General features: G+C 67.6%; 10 protein-coding genes. 4 read left to right on the top strand and 6 right to left on the bottom strand.

From position 1 onward, the window contains the following. Window positions 1-351: 351 nt before the first annotated feature. The 6 genes from rpoC to HXX10_RS06540 all read right to left on the bottom strand — a co-directional run bounded on the left by rpoC (window position 352) and on the right by HXX10_RS06540 (window position 12,937). Window positions 352-4,557 (bottom strand): DNA-directed RNA polymerase subunit beta', encoded by a 4,206-nt coding sequence (gene rpoC / locus HXX10_RS06565; RefSeq protein WP_296520883.1) that lies wholly within the window; start codon window positions 4,555-4,557, stop codon window positions 352-354. Between the two features lie 196 nt (window positions 4,558-4,753). Further along, entirely contained in the window at window positions 4,754-8,878 is a 4,125-nt protein-coding gene (gene rpoB / locus HXX10_RS06560) for a DNA-directed RNA polymerase subunit beta (RefSeq protein WP_296520881.1), read from the bottom strand. Between the two features lie 246 nt (window positions 8,879-9,124). Then, on the bottom strand, window positions 9,125-9,496 hold the full coding sequence (rplL, locus tag HXX10_RS06555; RefSeq protein ID WP_296520879.1) for a 50S ribosomal protein L7/L12: 372 nt from the start codon (window positions 9,494-9,496) through the stop codon (window positions 9,125-9,127). Window positions 9,497-9,544: 48 nt separating this feature from the next. Further along, window positions 9,545-10,060, bottom strand: coding sequence for a 50S ribosomal protein L10 (gene rplJ, locus HXX10_RS06550; protein ID WP_296520876.1), 516 nt, complete (start codon window positions 10,058-10,060; stop codon window positions 9,545-9,547). 832 nt (window positions 10,061-10,892) lie between these two features. Next, on the bottom strand, window positions 10,893-12,221 hold the full coding sequence (locus HXX10_RS06545) for an ATP-binding protein (RefSeq protein WP_296520874.1): 1,329 nt from the start codon (window positions 12,219-12,221) through the stop codon (window positions 10,893-10,895). Further along, window positions 12,218-12,937: a response regulator gene (locus HXX10_RS06540; RefSeq protein ID WP_296520872.1), complete on the bottom strand. Its 720-nt coding sequence runs from the start codon at window positions 12,935-12,937 to the stop codon at window positions 12,218-12,220. Before HXX10_RS06540 ends, HXX10_RS06545 begins: the two co-directional genes overlap by 4 nt. Window positions 12,938-13,139: 202 nt before the next feature. Between HXX10_RS06540 and HXX10_RS06535 the strand changes: the two genes are divergently transcribed. The 4 genes from HXX10_RS06535 to HXX10_RS06520 all read left to right on the top strand — a co-directional run bounded on the left by HXX10_RS06535 (window position 13,140) and on the right by HXX10_RS06520 (window position 19,832). Then, complete coding sequence (locus tag HXX10_RS06535; RefSeq protein WP_296520870.1) at window positions 13,140-13,751, top strand: hypothetical protein; 612 nt, start codon at window positions 13,140-13,142, stop codon at window positions 13,749-13,751. 278 nt (window positions 13,752-14,029) lie between these two features. After that, window positions 14,030-14,926, top strand: a complete 897-nt coding sequence (locus HXX10_RS06530) for a polyphosphate kinase 2 family protein (RefSeq protein WP_296520868.1) — start codon at window positions 14,030-14,032, stop codon at window positions 14,924-14,926. 178 nt (window positions 14,927-15,104) lie between these two features. Beyond that, window positions 15,105-17,315, top strand: a complete 2,211-nt coding sequence (locus HXX10_RS06525) for a tetratricopeptide repeat protein (protein ID WP_296520866.1) — start codon at window positions 15,105-15,107, stop codon at window positions 17,313-17,315. Between the two features lie 300 nt (window positions 17,316-17,615). Next, window positions 17,616-19,832, top strand: coding sequence for a tetratricopeptide repeat protein (locus tag HXX10_RS06520; RefSeq protein ID WP_296520864.1), 2,217 nt, complete (start codon window positions 17,616-17,618; stop codon window positions 19,830-19,832). Window positions 19,833-20,015 lie beyond the last annotated feature (183 nt).

Here is a 20,015-nt window from a genome sequence, read left to right as displayed (position 1 = left end):
CCGTCATCCTTCGAGGTGCAAGGAGCGCGGCGGTGCTTCGCGCCGTCCGGGCGCGCGCCTCGAAGGATGAACGGCCCCCCAAGTCGACCTCGACGCCTTGGGCACTCGATCGTGTCGAACTCGGGCAAGCGCGAGATCGATGCCGTCGCCCGTCGAGGGCGGCGCTGCGCGCGGCCACCGCAGCGTAACGGAGAGAGCCAGGATCAGGCGTCGGTATCAGGTGCCGCAGGCATCACTCGGCCCAGCCCCCTCCTCCGCGGCCCGTGGAGGGCCTGGGCGCGCCCAGCAAGGAAAGGGCCGCCCGGATCGCCGGGCGGCCCCTTTGCTCTTTCAGGCCGGTGCCCAGGTGGCCTACTCGGCCGCCGGCAGCGCCGCCGGCAGCTCCGGCGGCTTCTCGGCCTGCTCTCTCTCGCGCTCCTCGAGGATGAGGGCGTCGCGCTTGCCGGCGATCGCGCGCAGCACGTTCATCTGGGCGCCCGTCCCGGCCGGAATCAGGCGGCCGACGATGACGTTCTCCTTGAGGCCGTCCAGCGTGTCCGCCTTGCCGGCCACGGCCGCCTCGGTGAGCACGCGGGTGGTCTCCTGGAACGACGCCGCCGAGATGAAGGAGCGGGTCTGCAGCGAGGCCTTGGTGATGCCGAGCAGAACCGGATGCGCCTTCGCCTCCTTCTTGCCCTCCTCGACGGCGCGGGCATTGACCTCGTCGAACTCGACCCAGTCGATCTGCTCGCCCTGGATCAGGTCGGTCTCGCCCGAATCGTCCACCTCGACCTTCTGCAGCATCTGGCGAACGATCACCTCGATGTGCTTGTCGTTGATCTGCACGCCCTGCAGCCGGTAGACCTCCTGGATCTCGTTGACCAGATAGGCGGCCAGCTCCTCGACGCCCTTGACGGCGAGGATGTCGTGCGGGGCGGGATTGCCCTCGACGATGTAGTCGCCCTTCTCGATCAGGTCGCCGTCCTGCAGATGGACGTGCTTGCCCTTCGGGATCAGGTACTCGCGCGGCTCCACGTCCTTCTCGTTCGGCTCGATGGTGAGCCGGCGCTTGTTCTTGTAGTCGCGCCCGAAATGCACCGTGCCGGAGATCTCGGCGATCACCGCCGCCTCCTTCGGCCGCCGCGCCTCGAACAGCTCCGCCACCCGCGGCAGACCGCCGGTGATGTCGCGCGTCTTGGCGCTCTCGGTCGGCATGCGGGCGATGGCGTCGCCCGCCTTCACCTTGTTGCCGGGATCGACCGAGAGGATGCAGTCCACCGCGAGCTGGTAGCGGGCGTCGCCGCCGCGGGCCAGCTTGAGGATCTTGCCGTCGTCGCCCTTGATGACGATCGACGGACGCAGATCGGCACCGCGGCCGGCGCCGCCCTGCGCGCGCCAGTCGATGACGACGCGCTTGGCGATGCCGGTCGATTCGTCGAGCGTCTCCGACATCGACTGGCCTTCGACCAGGTCCTCGAAGGCGATCGTGCCCTCGGCCTCGGTCAGGATCGGCCGCGTGTAGGGATCCCACTCGGCGATGCGCTGGCCGCGCTTGACCTTGTCGCCCTCGTCGACCTTCATTCGCGAGCCGAACTGGATGCGGTGGACGGCGCGCTCGGTGCCGTCCTGGTCGGCCACGATCACGGCCATGTTGCGCACCATGGCGATCAGCTCGCCGTCGGAGTTGCGCATCATGTTGCGGTTCTTGATCCGGATCATGCCTTCGAAGTTCGACTCGATGAAGGACTGCTCCGAGATCTGCGCCGCGCCGCCGATGTGGAAGGTCCGCATGGTGAGCTGCGTACCCGGCTCGCCGATCGACTGCGCCGCGATGACGCCGACCGCCTCGCCCATGTTGACCGGGGTGCCGCGGGCGAGATCGCGCCCGTAGCAGGCCCCGCACACGCCCGAGGTGGTCTCGCAGGTCAGCACCGAGCGGATCTTCAGCTCCTGCACGCCCGCCGTGACGATCGCATCGACGTCACGCTCGTCGAGCAGCGTGTTGCGCGGCACGATGACGGTGGTGCCGGTCGGGTCGCGCACGTCCTCGGCCACGGTGCGGCCGAGGATGCGGCTTCCCAGCGACGCAACCACCGTGCCGGAGTCGATGATGGCCCGGACCTTGATACCGCCCGTGGTGCCGCAGTCGTCGGTCGTGATGATGCAGTCCTGCGCCACGTCGACCAGACGCCGCGTCAGGTACCCGGAGTTGGCCGTCTTCAGCGCCGTGTCGGCGAGGCCCTTGCGGGCGCCGTGGGTCGAGTTGAAGTACTCGAGCACGGACAGCCCTTCCTTGAAGTTCGAGATGATCGGGCTCTCGATGATCTCGCCCGACGGCTTGGCCATCAGGCCGCGCATGCCGGCGAGCTGGCGCATCTGAGCCGGCGAGCCGCGGGCTCCGGAATGAGCCATCATGTAGATCGAGTTGATCGGCACCTCGCGGCCGGACCCGTCGTCCAACTTACGCACCGCCGAGATCTCGCGCATCATCTCGTCGGCGATCTGCTCGGTGCACTTCGACCAGGCGTCGACCACCTTGTTGTACTTCTCGCCCTGGGTGATCAGGCCTTCGAGGAACTGCTGCTCGAACTCCTTGGCGAGCGTGCGCGTCTGCTCGACGATCTTCCACTTCGAGCTCGGCACGACCATGTCGTCCTTGCCGAACGAGATGCCGGCCTTGAAGGCGTGGTGGAAGCCGAGCGCCATGATGCGATCGCAGAAGATCACGGTCTCCTTCTGGCCGCAGTGGCGGTAGACCGTGTCGATCATGTTGGAGATCTCGCGCTTGGTCATCAGCTTGTTGACGACTTCGAAGGAGATCTTCTTGTGGCGCGGCAGCACCTGGCCGAGGATCACCCGGCCCGGCGTGGTGTCGCAGATCCGGCGGCTGTCCTCGCCGGTCTCGTCGATCCCGTCCCAGCGGTACTTGATCTTCGAGTGCAGCGTGACGACGCGCTCGCCGAGCGCGTGCTCGATCTCGGCCAGGTTGCCGAACACCTTGCCCTGCCCCGGCTCGTTCTCGCGAATGAGCGACAGGTAGTAGAGGCCGAGCACGATGTCTTGCGACGGCACGATGATGGGCGAGCCGTTGGCCGGGTGCAGAATGTTGTTGGTCGACATCATCAGCACGCGCGCCTCGAGCTGGGACTCGAGCGAGAGCGGCACGTGGACGGCCATCTGGTCGCCGTCGAAGTCGGCGTTGAAGGCCGCGCAGACCAGCGGATGGAGCTGGATCGCCTTGCCTTCGATCAGCACCGGCTCGAACGCCTGGATGCCCAGGCGATGCAGCGTCGGGGCGCGGTTGAGCAGCACCGGATGCTCGCGGATCACCTCGTCCAGGATGTCCCAGACCTCCGGCTTCTCCTTCTCGACGAGCTTCTTGGCCTGCTTCACCGTGGTCGACAGGCCCTTGGCGTCGAGCCGCGAATAGATGAACGGCTTGAACAGCTCGAGCGCCATCTTCTTCGGCAAGCCGCACTGGTGCAGCTTGAGCTCCGGACCGACGACGATCACGGAGCGGCCCGAATAGTCGACGCGCTTGCCGAGCAGGTTCTGGCGGAACCGGCCCTGCTTGCCCTTCAGCATGTCGGCGAGCGACTTCAGCGGGCGCTTGTTGGCTCCCGTGATGACGCGGCCGCGCCGGCCGTTGTCGAACAGCGCGTCTACGGCCTCCTGCAGCATCCGCTTCTCGTTGCGGATGATGATGTCGGGCGCGCGCAGCTCGATCAGCCGCTTGAGGCGGTTGTTGCGGTTGATGACGCGGCGATAGAGGTCGTTGAGATCCGAGGTCGCGAAGCGGCCGCCGTCGAGCGGCACCAGCGGCCGCAGATCGGGCGGGATCACCGGCACGACGGTCAGGATCATCCACTCGGGCTTGTTGCCCGATTGGACGAACGCCTCGATCAGCTTCAGCCGCTTGGCGAGCTTCTTCGGCTTGAGCTCGGAGGTCGACTCGGCGATCTCCTTGCGCAGATCCACCGCGAGCTTCTCCAGGTCGATCGCCTTGAGCATCTCGCGGATCGCCTCGGCGCCGATCATGGCCGTGAAGCTGTCCGCGCCGTACTCGTCCTGCGCCCGCAGATAATCCTCTTCCGACAGGAGCTGGCGGTTCTGCAGCGGCGTCAGGCCGGGCTCGAGCACCGTGTAGTACTCGAAGTACAGGATCCGCTCGAGGTCCTTCAGAGTCATGTCGAGCAGCAGGCCGATGCGGCTCGGCAGCGACTTCAGGAACCAGATGTGCGCCACCGGAGCGGCGAGCTCGATATGGCCCATCCGCTCGCGACGCACCCGCGACAGCGTCACCTCGACGCCGCACTTCTCGCAGATGATGCCCTTGTACTTCATGCGCTTGTACTTGCCGCACAAGCACTCGTAGTCCTTGATCGGACCGAAGATGCGGGCGCAGAACAGACCGTCGCGCTCCGGCTTGAAGGTCCGGTAGTTGATGGTCTCCGGCTTCTTGATCTCGCCATAGGACCACGACAGAATCTTTTCCGGGCTCGCGATCGAGATGCGGATCTGATCGAACACCTGGGCCGGCACCTGCGGCCCGAAAAGATTCATGACCTCTTGATTCATCGTCATCTCCACGCTCGGTGGGTTCGACCGTCGACCGTTCCGCAGCCGTATCGGTCCTTGAATTCGCCCGCGACGGGCCGCACCGTGAGCCGTCGCGGAAAGGCGCATCCCGGAGAACGTCGCGGGGCGCGTCCCGGCCGCGGCCCTTCGGCCGCGGCATCGGAAGGGCCGGGAGACACCCGGCCCGTCCTGCGGGTTACTCCGCCGCCTCCGCCGTGTCGCCCGGGCCGCGCGCGTTCTTGGAGTTGTACAGGTCGACGTTGAGGCCGAGCGAGCGCATCTCCTTCACCAGCACGTTGAAGGACTCGGGGATGCCCGCCTCGAAGTTGTCGTCGCCGCGCACGATCGACTCGTAGGCCTTGGTACGGCCGGCGACGTCGTCGGACTTGACGGTGAGCATCTCCTGCAGCGTGTACGCGGCCCCGTAGGCCTCGAGCGCCCACACCTCCATTTCGCCGAAGCGCTGGCCGCCGAACTGCGCCTTGCCGCCCAGCGGCTGCTGGGTGACGAGCGAGTACGGGCCGATCGAGCGGGCGTGGATCTTGTCGTCGACCAGATGGTGCAGCTTGAGCATGTAGATGTAGCCCACCGTCACCTTGCGGTCGAACTGGTCGCCGGTGCGCCCGTCGTGCAGGACCACCTGCCCCGAATGGTCGAGCCCGGCGAGATCCAGCATGTTCTCGATGTCCAGCTCCTTGGCGCCGTCGAACACCGGGGTGGCGATCGGCACGCCCTTGCGCAGGTTGGTGCCGAGCTCGACGAGCTCGCCTTCGCCCAGCGACTGGATGGTCTTGTTGTCCTCGCCGTAGACCTTGTTGAGCATCTCCTTGAGAGGCTTCAGGTCGCTGCGGGCATAGTAGGCGTCGATCGCCAGGCCGATGCGCTTGCCGAGGCCGGCGCAGGCCCAGCCGAGATGGGTCTCGAGGATCTGCCCGACATTCATCCGGCTCGGCACGCCGAGCGGATTGAGGACGATGTCGACCTGCTGGCCGTCCTCCAGGAACGGCATGTCCTCGCAGGGGACGATCTTCGACACCACGCCCTTGTTGCCGTGGCGGCCGGCCATCTTGTCGCCGGGCTGGATCTTGCGCTTCACCGCGACGAAGACCTTGACCATCTTCATCACGCCGGGCGGCAGCTCGTCGCCACGCTGCAGCTTCTCGACCTTGTCGAGGAAGCGCTGCTCCAGGCCCTTCTTGCTCTCCTCGTACTGCTTCCGGATCGCCTCGATCTCGGTCATCAGCTTGTCGTTGGCGGCAGCGAACAGCCACCACTGCGACCGCGGATACTCGTCCAGCGCCGCGCGGGTGATCTTGCTGTCCTTCTTGAAGCCCTTCGGGCCGGCGATCGCGGCCTTCCCGTCGAGCAGCTCGGCGAGGCGGCCGTAGACGTTGCGGTCGAGGATCGCCTGCTCGTCGTCGCGGTCCTTGGCGAGACGCTCGATCTCCTCGCGTTCGATGGCGAGGGCGCGCTCGTCCTTCTCGACGCCGTGCCGGTTGAACACCCGCACCTCGACGACGGTGCCCTGCACGCCGGGCGGAACCCGCAGCGACGTGTCGCGGACGTCCGAGGCCTTCTCGCCGAAGATGGCGCGCAGGAGCTTCTCCTCCGGCGTCATCGGGCTTTCGCCCTTCGGCGTGATCTTGCCGACCAGGATGTCGCCCGCGTGAACCTCGGCGCCGATATAGACGATGCCGGCTTCGTCGAGGTTTTTCAGGGCCTCTTCGGAGACGTTCGGGATGTCGCGGGTGATTTCCTCGGGGCCCAGCTTGGTGTCGCGGGCCATCACCTCGAATTCCTCGATGTGGATCGAGGTGAAGACGTCGTCCTTGACGATCCGCTCGGAGAGCAGGATCGAGTCCTCGAAGTTGTAGCCGTTCCACGGCATGAACGCGACGAGGACGTTGCGGCCGAGCGCCAGTTCGCCGAGATCGGTCGAGGGACCGTCGGCGATGATGTCGCCCTTGGCCACCGAGTCGCCCACCTTCACCAGCGGACGCTGGTTGATGCAGGTGTTCTGGTTGGAGCGCTGGAACTTCTGCAGCCGATAGATGTCGACGCCCGACTTGGTGGGGTCGAGATCCTCGGTCGCCCGCACGACGATACGGGTGGCGTCCACCTGGTCGATCATGCCGGTCCGGCGTGCCGCGATGGCGGCGCCCGAGTCACGCGCGACCACGCCCTCCATGCCGGTGCCGACGAACGGCGCCTCGGAGCGCACCAGCGGCACCGCCTGCCGCTGCATGTTCGAGCCCATCAGGGCGCGGTTGGCGTCGTCGTTCTCGAGGAACGGGATCAGCGCCGCGGCGACCGAGACGAGCTGCTTCGGCGACACGTCCATGTAGTCGACGCGGTCGGGCGGCATCATCAGCACGTCGCCGGAATGCCGGCAGACGATCAGATCCTCGGTGAACTGGCCCTTGGCGTCGATCGGCTGGTTGGCCTGGGCGACGTAGTAGCGCCCTTCCTCCATGGCCGAGAGATAGATCACCTCGTCGGAGACCCGCCCGTCCTTGACGCGTCGATACGGCGTCTCGACGAAGCCGTACTTGTTCACCCGCGCAAAGGTGGCGAGCGAATTGATCAGGCCGATGTTCGGGCCTTCCGGCGTCTCGATCGGGCAGATGCGGCCGTAATGGGTCGGGTGCACGTCGCGCACCTCGAAGCCCGCCCGCTCGCGCGTCAGACCGCCCGGGCCGAGCGCCGAGAGGCGGCGCTTGTGGGTGATCTCGGAGAGCGGGTTGGTCTGGTCCATGAACTGCGAGAGCTGCGACGAGCCGAAGAACTCGCGCACGGCCGCCGCCGCCGGCTTGGCGTTGATCAGGTCCTGCGGCATCACGGTGCCGATGTCGACCGAGCTCATCCGCTCCTTGATGGCGCGCTCCATGCGCAGCAGGCCGATGCGATACTGGTTCTCCATCAGCTCGCCGACCGAGCGCACCCGGCGGTTGCCCAGATGGTCGATGTCGTCGATCTGGCCCTTGCCGTCGCGCAGATCCACCAGCGTCTTGATGACGCCGAGGATGTCGTCCTTGCGCAGCACCCGGATGGTGTCGGGGCATTGCAGGTCGAGGCGCATGTTCATCTTGACGCGGCCGACCGCGGACAGGTCGTAGCGCTCGCTGTCGAAGAACAGCGAGTTGAACATCGCCTGCGCGGTGTCGATGGTCGGCGGCTCGCCCGGCCGCATCACCCGGTAGATGTCGAACAGGGCGTCCTCGCGCCGCATGTTCTTGTCGACCGCCAGCGTGTTGCGGATATAGGCGCCGATATTGACGTGGTCGATGTCGAGGACCGGAACCTCCTTGTAGCCGACCTCGGCCAGGAGCTTCAGGGTCTTGTCGGTGATCTCCTCGCCCGCCTCGACATAGATCTCGCCCGTGTTGGCGTTGACGAGATCCTCGGCGATGTAGGAGCCGATCAGCTCCTCGTCGGTCATGCGCAGCGCCTTCAGCCCCTTCTCCTGGAGCTGGCGGGCCTGCCGGACCGTGATCTTCTTGCCGGCCTCGACGACCACCTTGCCGGTGTCGGCGTCGACCAGATCGTTGATGGCCTTGTAGCCCTTCAGCCGGTTGGCGTCGAAGGGCACGCGCCAGCCGTCCTTGGCGCGCTTGTAGATGACCTGGCGGTAGAACGTGTTGAGGATCTCCTCGCCGTCGAGGCCGAGGGCATAGAGCAGCGACGTCACCGGAATCTTGCGGCGCCGGTCGATGCGCGCATAGACGATGTCCTTGGCGTCGAACTCGATGTCGAGCCAGGAGCCGCGATACGGGATGATGCGGGCGGCGAACAGGAGCTTGCCCGACGAGTGGGTCTTGCCCTTGTCGTGATCGAAGAACACGCCCGGCGAGCGATGCATCTGCGAGACGATGACGCGCTCGGTGCCGTTGACGATGAAGGTGCCGTTGTTGGTCATGAGCGGGATGTCGCCCATGTAGACATCCTGCTCCTTGATGTCCTTGACCGACTTGGCGCCCGTCTCCTCGTCGACGTCGAACACGATCAGGCGCAGCGTCACCTTGAGGGGCGCCGCATACGTCATGCCGCGCTGGCGGCACTCGTCGACGTCGTATTTCGGAGGCTCGAACTCGTAGCGCACGAACTCGAGCTGGGCCGTGTTGGAGAAGTCCGAGATCGGGAACACCGACTTGAAGACGGCCTGCAGCCCCTCGTCGGGCCGCCCGCCTTTCGGCTCCTGGATCAGCAGAAACTGGTCGTACGACGCCTTCTGAACCTCGATGAGGTTCGGCATCTCTGCGACTTCCTGGATTTTACCGAAGAACTTGCGGACCCGTTTGCGACCGGTGAACGTCTCTGCCATCGTGGCCTCTCGCTTCCTCCGCCGGCCGAAATGGCGACGGGGGGCTTCCGGCAGCTCGTTCGAGCGCGTCCCGGAAGCGGCATCTCGGCAGGGCTTTCGCGACGCGACCTCATGGGCCGATGCCGCGCGCCCGCCGTCCGAGTCAGGCGATCCGGGCTTGCCCGGACCGCGCACTCATCGTCACCGCCCTGCGGGACGGCCCCGATTCCGCAATATAGGAACGGAATCGCTTGACAAAGCTCACGTTTACTTGAGTTCGACCTTGGCGCCCACCTTCTCGAGGGTCGCCTTGATCTTCTCGGCCTCGTCCTTGTTGACGCCTTCCTTGACGGCCTTCGGGGCGGCCTCGACCAGATCCTTGGCCTCCTTGAGGCCGAGCCCGGTGAGCGCGCGCACCTCCTTGATGACCTCGATCTTCTTGTCGCCGACGGCGGCCAGGATGACGTTGAACTCGGTCTTCTCCTCGACCGGCGCAGCGGCGGCAGCGGCCGGGCCGGCCACCGCGACGGCGGCGGCGGCGGACACGCCCCACTTCTCCTCGAGCAGCTTGGCGAGCTCGGCCGCCTCGAGCACCGTGAGGCTCGACAGGTCGCTAACGATCTTCTGCAGATCAGCCATTAAAGTCAGTCCTTCTCGATTTCGACTAGGTCGGGTTTGGTGCGAGCCTTACGCCGCGTCCTTGTTGGCATAGGCCTGAACCACCCGAGCGAGCTTGCCCGCCGGGGCATTGACGAGCTGAGCCATCTTGGTCGCCGGGGCCTGGATGAGGCCGACGATCTTGGCGCGCAACTCGTCGAGGGACGGCAGCGAGGCGAGCGCCTTCACACCGTCCGGGTTCAGGGCGGTCTTCCCCATCGCCCCGCCGAGGATCACGAGCTTGTCGTTAGCCTTGGCGAAGTCGGAGACGACCTTCGGCGCGGCGATCGGATCACCCGAATAGGTGAGCACGGTCGGCCCCTTGAGCAGGGGCGCGACGACCGCCGCGTCGGTGCCATCAAGAGCGATCTTGGCGAGCCGGTTCTTGGCGACCTTCACCGACGCACCCGCCTGCTTGGCCTGCTTCCGCAGGTTCTGCATCTGGGCCACGGTGAGGCCGGCATAGTGAGCCACGACCACCACGTTGGAGGCCTTGAAGACCTCGTTCAACGTCGTGACGAGCTCTTTCTTTGCCGCTCGATCCACGTTTTGCTCTCTCTGGTTGGCGGCTCCCGGAAGGAACCGCCGGTTGCGTCGAATCGTCCCGCTCCTGCGCGTTTCGGCGCCGGACCAGAACGATGCTTCATGCCCTGTCCCCCGAAAGCGCGCCGACGCGCCGCCGGGACAAACCCGAGTCGGAACCGTACGGGGTCTCCCCCGAATCGCTCTTCCCCGTCTGTGCAGGCCCTTGGAGCACCGAATTAAGCCTTTGCCGTCGCACGTCTTGCTCGAGCAGAAGCACCTGCAGTCTCGGACAGGACCAGCCGTTCGACCGGAACGGCTGCACGCGCCGCGGAGTTGGCAGATCCGTCCCCCGTCCCTTCAGATCGATCCCGTCGGATGCCCAAAAGGAACAGAGTCCTGAACCGCCAGATTTTCCGAGAACACGCAAGGGCGCGCCGACAAAGGGCCGGCACGCCCGTGGGGGGTATTTAACGGCTCGGGACCGTTTTGCCAAGTCCCCTCTCGCGATGCGGTGTCGGCAAGGCGGGGGAGCGGTGCGGGATCTCTGCGTCCGGCGGTAGCGCGGTCTGAGGAATCGCGCGCTCGGCGGCACTCACTCTATAAATACTGCACTCACTCTATAAGTGTGGATAAATAGGGACACCTCGCCATACAGCGAAGCCTGATGATCGAAAGGGCCGGCCGCGCCGGCCGACTCGCTGGCAAAAGCGTCGGTCGGGCGCCCGGCCTCCGCAGGGAGCAGGAGCGCGGAGGCCGGGCCCGACGGCGCCGCGCATGACCGCGGAAAAAGCGCCAGATCAACCGTGTACTAGTCCTAGCCCATCACCCGTTTTGGTGGAGTTTACGAGTCCGCTCAAATTTTTGGGGTGACCGGGACAGGCGTCGCGACCGACGGCAGGACGATCCGGACCAGGAGCCCCCGCGGGACACCGTCCAGCAGCGCCAGCGTGCCGCCATGTGCCGTCACCACCACCTGGGCGATCGACAGGCCGAGCCCGAAGCCGGTCGTCCCGTCCATGCTGCGGGCCGTCTCGCCGCGGACGAAGGGCCGCAGCATGGCGGTCCTGTCGCGCTCGGGAATGCCCGGGCCATCATCCTCGATGTCGATCACGACGCCGGCCACCGTCGCGGCGAGGCGCACCCGCGCGCAACCACCGTACCGAACGGCATTGTCGACCAGGTTGGTGACGGCCCGGTGCAGCTCGTCCGGATGCCCCCGCACCGCGACATGATCGGGGCCCGCATAGGAGACATCGTGCCCCAGATCGGCGAACTGGTCGCACACGGTGGTCAGGCTCGCCGTGAGGTCGACCATCACGGGAGCCCGGGCCGACCGCCCGTCTCGCATGAACATCAGAAGCGACTCGACCATGGCGCGCATCTGGTCGAGATCGGCCAGCGCCTGCGCGCGCAACCCTTCGTCCTCGATGAACTCGCTGCGCAGTCGCAACCGGGTGATCGGGGTGCGCAGATCGTGGCCGACGGCCGCGAACATGCGCGATCGCTCCTCCAGCATCGCTTTAACGCGTGCCCGCATATGGTTGAGCGCACGAGCAGCGCTTCGAATTTCCTCCGGCCCGCGCTCGGGCAGCAGCATGATCTCTCCGTCCGGCCGGAACGCCTCGGCAGCGCTGACGAAGGCGCGCAGCGGCCGTGTCAGGGCGCGGGCCGCCCACCACCCGAGGACGGTGATCAGAATGGCCAGCACCAGGATCGACACGATCACCGGGTCGATGGGCCGCCCCGGCGGCGGCATGACGCTGGCCGACAGCACCGCCCCGTCGCTCAGCCGCACCGCGACCCGCTCGGGTCGCTCCGGGCCACCCGGCGCCACCAGCGCCGCCGTCGTGCCCGGCGGCAAATGGCGGCGTAGCCCCTCCAGCCGCGGGTCGTCGGCGTCGCCGGCCGGTTCGGCGCCCGCCGGCGCCAGCCGCATCTGCATGCGTGGAAAGGCGCGGGCCGCCTCGGCGATCAGGTCGGCCCGGCGGGCCGGGTCGCGCGTCTCGGCCAGGCGGACCAGGGCGACGAGAGACGGTCCGTCGTCGCGCTCCCGTCCGTCGTCCTGGCGCAGCAGAAAGCCGATCGTCAGCACCACATGGATGGCGAGGAGCGACGCCACCACCAGGGCCGCGATCTGGCTGCTGATCCGCTGCGGCAGCAACGCGCCCGGCCGGAGCGTCATGAAGCCGAGACCTCGGGCGTGAACACGTATCCGCCCGAGCGGACCGTGCGGATGATCTCGGGGTGATGCGGGTCGGCCTCGATCTTGCGGCGGAGCCGGCTGATCAGCACGTCGATGCTGCGCTCGAAGGCGCCGGCGCTGCGCCCCTGGGTGAGGTCGAGGAGCTGGTCGCGCGACAACACCCGGCCCGGATGCTCGCACAGCGCCTGCAGGAGGTCGAACTCGCCGCCCGTGACGGCGACCGCTCCGCCCTCCGGATTGGTCAGCTTGGCGAGCCCGCAATCGAGCCGCCAGCCCAGGAAGGTCATCACCCGCGGCCGCCGCCCGGCCGGGCTCCGCAGCCCGCTGTCGCTGCGCCGGAGCACGGCCTTCACCCGTGCCAAAAGCTCGCGCGGGTTGAACGGTTTGCCCAGATAGTCGTCGGCCCCCATCTCGAGCCCGACAATGCGGTCGACCTCCTCGCCGCGGGCGCTCAGGATGATCACCGGCACCGAGGAGCCGGCCCGCAGCCGGCGGCACAGGCTGAGCCCGTCCTCGCCGGGCAGCATCAGGTCCAGCACCACGAGGTCGATCCGGCTCGCGTCCATCACGCGGTCCATCTCGCGCCCATTGCCGGCGAGCGACACGCGGCAGTCATTGGCACGGAGATAGCGGGCCACGAGGCGGCTGATCTCCTGGTCGTCCTCGACAACCAGAATGTGCGGAGATTCGGTCATGTCGGGTCCTTCCGACCGGCCGCAACGGAGAAACGGCCGGGATCTGGCGGTATTTTTTGTTTCTGATTGTTTCCATAAGCACTCAGGAAACACCGAGAAACAACAACGTGGATCACAGCAAGACTTCGTTAAACGCGTGAGCCGAGCGTGAACGCCGCACGGATACACCGGCTCGACTTTTGTTTCTACGGGGGACTACGCGATGACCTCGATTTCCGCCGCCGGCCTGCAGAGCCAGGCGTTCTCGTCACCTCGCGATCGGCTGCAGAACGAGCTTTTGTCGGAGATCTCGAGCGGCACCGTGAGCGCCAGCGACCAGTCGGCGCTGAGCTCCGCCCTCGACAGCATCGACTCCGCGCTGAAGAGCACCGGCGAGAGCAGCCGCAGCGCAGGCTCCGCCCCACCCTCGCCCGACGAGATGAAGGCCAAGATCACCGACCTCATCAACCAGCAGGTGAAGAGCGGTGCGCTCACCTCGGACCAGGCCGACGAGTTGTCGAACATCTTCGACAGCGCATTCAAGAACGGCGCCGGCGGCCCGGGCGGTGCCGGCGGAGCGGGTGGCCCGCCGCCCGGCGGTCCTCCCCCCGGCGGCGGCGGCGCCGGCCCCGGCGCGAGTTCCTCAACCGACAACACACCGTCGTCGGACTCGTCCTCGTCGGACTCGTCGTCCTCCACGGACTCGGCCGTGGCAAAGCTGCTCGCCGAATTCCTCGACGCCGTGCAGCAGTCGACGAGTTCCTCCTCCGGCTACGACGCGAACGGCAAGTCGTCGCGCCTCAGCAGCGCCCTGGTGGTCGATTTTCAGAGCTGACGGCCGGTCTCGACGACCCGATCCGTCCCGTTCCGCCGGCGCCCCGCGCCGGCGTTTTCGCGCCGTCCCCCCTGCCGGTCCGAAGCCGCTGTCCGGCCCGGCGCCCACCGCCGCCGGTGGCGGCCCCGGCGACGCCGTTCACCGTGCCGACGCATCGTGATTTGCGGCCGACCCGTGGCTCCACTAGAGCCATAGCGGCTGGCCGCCCGGCCGGTCGCGCGCCCGATCGCCCCTGTGCGACGCGGACGCCGAAGGCTTCCCTCCGGAGACCATGGCCAATGCCCATGAAGGCCGCCGAGCTGATCGCTCCCTACCGCATCACCAAGGGCCGCAAGTTCAAGCTGTCGAGCATTGCGCCGGACGACACCCACGGCCTCGACATCGAGAAGGAGGACGCCAAGCTGCACATCGCGGCCGGCGTGACCAAGCTCTCCGAGATGCAGGAGATGCTCTACGCCCAGGACCGCTGGTCGGTGCTGCTGATCTTCCAGGCCATGGACGCCGCCGGCAAGGACGGCGCCATCAAGCACGTGATGTCGGGCGTCAACCCGCAGGGCTGCGAGGTCCATTCGTTCAAACAGCCCTCGACGCTCGAGCTCGACCACGATTTCCTGTGGCGCTGCGCCTGCCGGCTGCCCGAGCGGGGCCGCATCGGCATCTTCAACCGCTCCTATTACGAGGAGGTGCTGGTCGCCCGCGTCCACAAGGAGGTGCTGGCACGCCAGAAGCTGCCGCCGAGCCTGGTGACGAGCAACATCTTCGAGGAGCGCTACGAGGACATCGCCAATCACGAGAACTATCTCGCCCGCAACGGCACGCTGATCCTGAAATTCTTCCTGCACGTCTCGAAGAAGGAGCAGAAGCAGCGATTCCTGGAGCGCCTCGACGAGGCCGAGAAGAACTGGAAGTTCTCCGGCGCCGACCTCGCCGAGCGGGCTCACTGGAAGGAGTACATGCAGGCCTACGAGGACATGATCCGCGCCACCAGCGCCCCGCACGCGCCCTGGTTCGTGGTGCCGTCCGACAACAAGTGGTTCGCCCGCCTGGTCATCGTCGCCGCCATCGTCGAGGCCATGAAGGGGCTGGAGCTGAGCTTCCCGACGCTGAGCAAGACCGAACGGGCCAGCCTGCTGCAGGCCCGCAAGGTATTGGCGGCGGAGAACTCCGGCGGCTGACACGGCCGCCTCCGGCCGGCTCTCCTCGAATTGTTCGGCCGGTCGAACCGGTCGAACAATTATCGACACGACTCTCAGTCGGAGCTTGAAACCATCCAGTCGATGGCGTGAATGTATCCGGCCGGGCGGAAGCGCCGCCCGTGCTGGTGATTGCACAGATTTGGTTCGGGGGGCCCACATGCATCGGCTTCTCGTGATGACTTCGGTTCTCGCCGCCTCCGTCATCGTCGCCTCCGCCGGCGGCCCCGGCGCCGGCTCGGCCCATGCCCAGAGCAAAAGCGACGTGACCGCCTGCCAGTCGGGCGACCTCGACGTCCGCCTCGCGGGCTGCGCCCGCGTCCTCGCGCTGGGGAGCAAGGTGTCGGCCACGAACCGCTCGGCCGCACACAACAATCGGGCCGATGTCCACAATGCACGGGGCCAGTACGATCAGGCGATCCGCGAGCTCGACGAAGCTCTGCGACTCGACCCGACCAACGCCAACGCATTCAACAACCGCGGCATCGCGTTCGCCGGCAAGGGCGACAACCAGCGCGCCCTGCGCGACTTCGACGACGCCCTGCGTCTCGGCCCGAAGAACGCCACCATCTGGGCCAACCGCGCCGGCGTCCATCGCAACATGGGGAACCTCGTCCAGGCGTTGCGCGACTTCGACGAGGCGGTCCGGCTCGATCCGAACGCCGTGCCGCTCCTCAACGCCCGCGCCAACGCCTATTTCGACAAGGGCGAGTACGACCGTGCGATCGCCGACTACGAGCAGGCGATGCGACTCGCTCCCAAGGACGCGGTCGTGGTTCACAACCGCGGCAATGCGTACCGCCAAAAGGGCGAGCACGATCGCGCCATCCGCGACTTCGACACCGCGCTGCGCCTGCTGCCGACCTATGTGGCCGCCTACGTCAACCGGGGCCACAGCCACCACGCGCGCAGCGAGCATGCCGAAGCGATCCGCGACTTCGACGAGGCGATCCGGCTCGAACCCCAGTCCGGCCCCTACTACGCCTACCGGGGCCGGGCGTACCGGGACTCCGGCGAGGTCGAGCGTGCGCTTCGCGATTTCGACGAGGCGATCCGACTCAATCCGCGCGACGACGGCGCCCTCCACTTCCGGGCCGAGGCCTATGCGAGGCGTGGCGACCTCGACCGGGCGCTGCGCGATCTCGACGAGGAGATCCGGATCACCCCGAAGGATGCGGCGGCCTACAATCTCCGCGGCTTCGTCTACCGGCAGCGGGGCGACCTCGACCGGGCGATCCGCGACCTCGACGAAGCGACCCGCCTGAGCCCGCAGCTTCCGGCCGCCATCAGCAACCGGGGCGAGGCCCACCGGTTGAAGGGCGACCTGCCTCGCGCCCTGGCCGATCTCGACGAGGCGCTGCGGTTCGACCCGACCCTGGCCCCGGCCCTGACGAGCCGCGGGCTGGTCCACGAGGCGCGCGGCGACCTCGCACGCGCCAAGGACGATTTCCGGGCAGCGCTGAACGCGCCGGCGCGGAGCTACCTGACCGGGCCGTGGGCGGTCGACACCGCGCGGGCGCATCTCGCCACCATCGAGACCGGCACGCCGGCCGCGCCGACCCCGGCCTCGACCACCGCCGCGGTGACGCCGAGCCCGCCGCCGGGGCCGTCGGTCGCGGCCACGCCGCCGACCTCGGCGGCCGGCCCGCTGGAGCAGGCGTCAGCGGCGGGCCGCGGAAACCGGGTCGCCCTGGTGATCGGCAACGGCGCCTACCGCTACGCCACCGCCCTGCCCAATCCGAGCAACGACGCGCGCGACCTCGCCCGCTCGCTGCGCGGCCTCGGCTTCGACGTGGTCGAGGGCATCGACCTGGAAAAGCACGGCATGGAGTCCAAGATCCGCGAGTTCGGCAAGAAGCTCGACCGCGCCGACCTCGCCTTGTTCTTCTACGCAGGACATGGCCTCCAGGTCGCCGACAAGAACTACCTGGTGCCGGTCGACGCCAAGCTGGAACGGCCGGGCGACCTCGTGCTCGACACCATCACGGTCGACGACGTGCTCGCCCAGATGGAGAGCGAGCGGCGCGTCAATCTCGTCTTCCTCGACGCCTGCCGCGACAATCCGCTGGCACGCTCGCTCGCCTCGTCGCTCGGCACCCGCTCGGCGTCGGTCGGCAGCGGCCTCGCCCCGATCCAGAGCGCGGTCGGCACCATGATCGTCTATGCGACACAACCCAAGAACGTCGCGATGGACGGCGACGGCCGCAACAGCCCGTTCACGGCGGCGCTGCTCAAGCATATCGGCACGCCGGGGCTGGAGATCGGCGCCGTGATGAAGCGGGTGCGCGCCGACGTCTACCAGGCGACCCGGCAACGGCAGTTGCCATGGGACCACTCGTCCCTGATGGGGGATGTCGTGCTGGCCCGGTGATCCGAAACCCGCTGGATCGGTCGGCCGTCGCGGAGCACGCCGACGGTGCGATCCCGGGCTCCGACCGTGATGTCGATGGTTCCGACGGGGCACAGGATTGCGGCCGCGGCCCACTCCGGGTCAGCCCGGGCCGCCTCTCGGGCCTTTGTATTATCAGCGATAATTCTTGATCGAACCGATTGGGCCTCCCGTCACACAAACCTTCGCCGGGGCTTGAATCCACCCGGTCGATTGCGGGAATGTTCCATGGCGGGCGAATGCACGACCCGTGGCGATTGCGCGACATTCCGGGAGGGCCCGATGCGCCGGCTTCTCGCGATCCTCTCCACCATCACGGTCCTGGCCTTCGGGCTGGGCGGCACCACACCCGCGCAGGCGCAGAGCCAGAAGGACTGGACCGCCTGCCGCACCGGCGACCTCGACGGCCGCGTCGCCGCCTGCACCCGCATCATCGAGCGCGGCGGCAGCAAGCTCACCGGGCGCGACCGCTCCTCGGCCTTCAACAACCGCGCCTATGTCTACAACGAGAAGGGCCAGCACGACCTCGCCATCAAGGATCTCGACGAGTCGCTGCGCGCCGATCCGACCAACGCCACGGCGTTCAACAATCGCGGCTTCGCCTTCAACGCCACCGGCAATCCGGACCGCGCCATCCGCGACTACGACGAGGCGATCAGGCTCGATCCGAAGAACGTCGTCGCCTTCGCCAACCGGGCGAACGCCTGGCGCAAGAAGGCCGACCACGAGCGCGCGCTGCGGGACTACGACGAGGCGATCCGGCTCAAGCCGAGCGCCGCCGACTATTTCAACGCCCGCGGCAATGTCTTCTTCGACCAGCGCAACTGGGACCGCGCCATCCAGGACTACGACGAGGCGATCCGCCTCGCGCCGAAGAGCGCCGTCTATTTCAACAATCGCGGTAACGCCTACCGCAACAAGAACGACCACGACAAAGCCCTGCGCGATCTCGGCGAGGCGCTGAAAATCCAGCCGAACTACGTCTCGGCGCTGATCAATCGCGGCCACACCTATTACAACAAGTCCGACTGGGAGCACGCCATCGCCGACTACGACGAGGCGATCCGGCTCGAGCCACGCGTCGCCGCCTATTACAGCTTCCGCGGCAACGCCTATCGGGGCCGCAACGATCCCGATCGCGCCATCCGCGACTACGAGGAGGCGACCCGGGTCGATCCGCGCTACGGCCCCGCCTATCTGAATCGCGCCCAGGTGCTGGTCGGCCGCAACGACCTCACCCGCGCCGCGGCCGATCTCGACGAGGCGATCCGGCTCAACCCGCGCGACGCGATCGCGCTGAATCTGCGCGGCTACGTCCACAACCAGCGCCGCGACTTCGACCGCGCCGTTCGGGATCTCGACGAGGCGATCCGGATCAATCCGCGGCTCGCCTCGGCGCTCGCCAATCGCGGCACCAGCTATCGCGGCAAGGGCGAGATCGACCGGGCGATCGTCGACTTGAGCGAGGCGCTGCGGATCGAGCCGAATTTGGCCCCGGCCTTGACCAGTCGCGGCCTCGCCTTCGAGGCGCGCGGCGAGACGGCGCGGGCGCGCGACGACTTCAAGGCGGCGCTCGCCGCCCCCAACCGGACCTATCTGAGCAGCGCCTGGGCGATCGAGACCGCCCGCGCTCATCTCACCGCCATCGAGGCCGGCGTTCCCGCCGCCCCGTCGACCGGCAGTCCGGCCCCCCCGACGGCAACCCCGCCGACCGTGACGACACCGTCGGCGCCGTCCGCCTCGGTGACACCACCACCGCCGCCGCCTCCGCCTCCCGCCGCCGCCGAGCCGCCCAGCGGGCGCGGCGGCCGCGTCGCCCTGGTGATCGGCAACGGCGCCTATCGCTACGCCACCACGCTGCCCAATCCGGGCAACGATGCGCGCGACATCGCGCGCTCGCTGCGCGGCCTCGGCTTCGACGTGGTCGAGGGCATCGATCTCGAGAAGCACGGCATGGAGGCGAAGATCCGCGAGTTCGGCAAGAAGCTCGACCGTGCCGATCTCGCCTTGTTCTTCTACGCGGGACACGGCCTGCAGGTCGCCGACAAGAACTACCTGGTGCCGGTCGACGCCAAGCTGGAGCGGCCCGGCGACCTCACCCTCGATACCGTGACGGTCGACGACGTGCTGGCCCAGATGGAGAGCGAGCGGCGCGTCAACCTCGTGCTCCTCGACGCCTGCCGGGACAATCCGCTGGCGCGCTCGCTCGCCTCGTCGTTCGGCACGCGTTCCGCCTCGGTCGGCTCCGGCCTCGCCGCCATCCAGAGCGCGGTCGGCACCATGATCGTCTACGCGACGCAGCCCAAGAACGTCGCGATGGACGGCGAAGGCCGCAACAGCCCGTTCACGGCGGCGCTGCTCAAGCACATCAACACGCCCGGGCTGGAGATCGGCGCGCTGATGAAGCGGGTGCGGGCCGACGTCTATCAGTCGACCCGGCAGCGGCAGCTCCCGTGGGACCACTCCTCGCTGATCGGCGACGTGGTGCTGGCGCGTTGAGGGCGAAGCCGGAACACATGGAGTGCATCGGCGAGCCAGCCCTGCACCACCCCGGGTTGCGCGACCCGGCCTGCGGCAATTCCGCCACGGCAGCGGGAAATAAGAATGGTTCCGAGGGTTTCGGGGCCGGCTTTCCTTGTTGGGTCGAACACCCCTCTGCTAGGTTTCTGGCCGGGAGGCCGA

This window comes from Rhodoplanes sp., assembly GCF_013377085.1.
Lineage (GTDB): Bacteria > Pseudomonadota > Alphaproteobacteria > Rhizobiales > Xanthobacteraceae > Rhodoplanes.
Note: the sequence above shows the minus strand (reverse complement) of the source record. Positions and strands in the feature narration are given on the sequence as shown.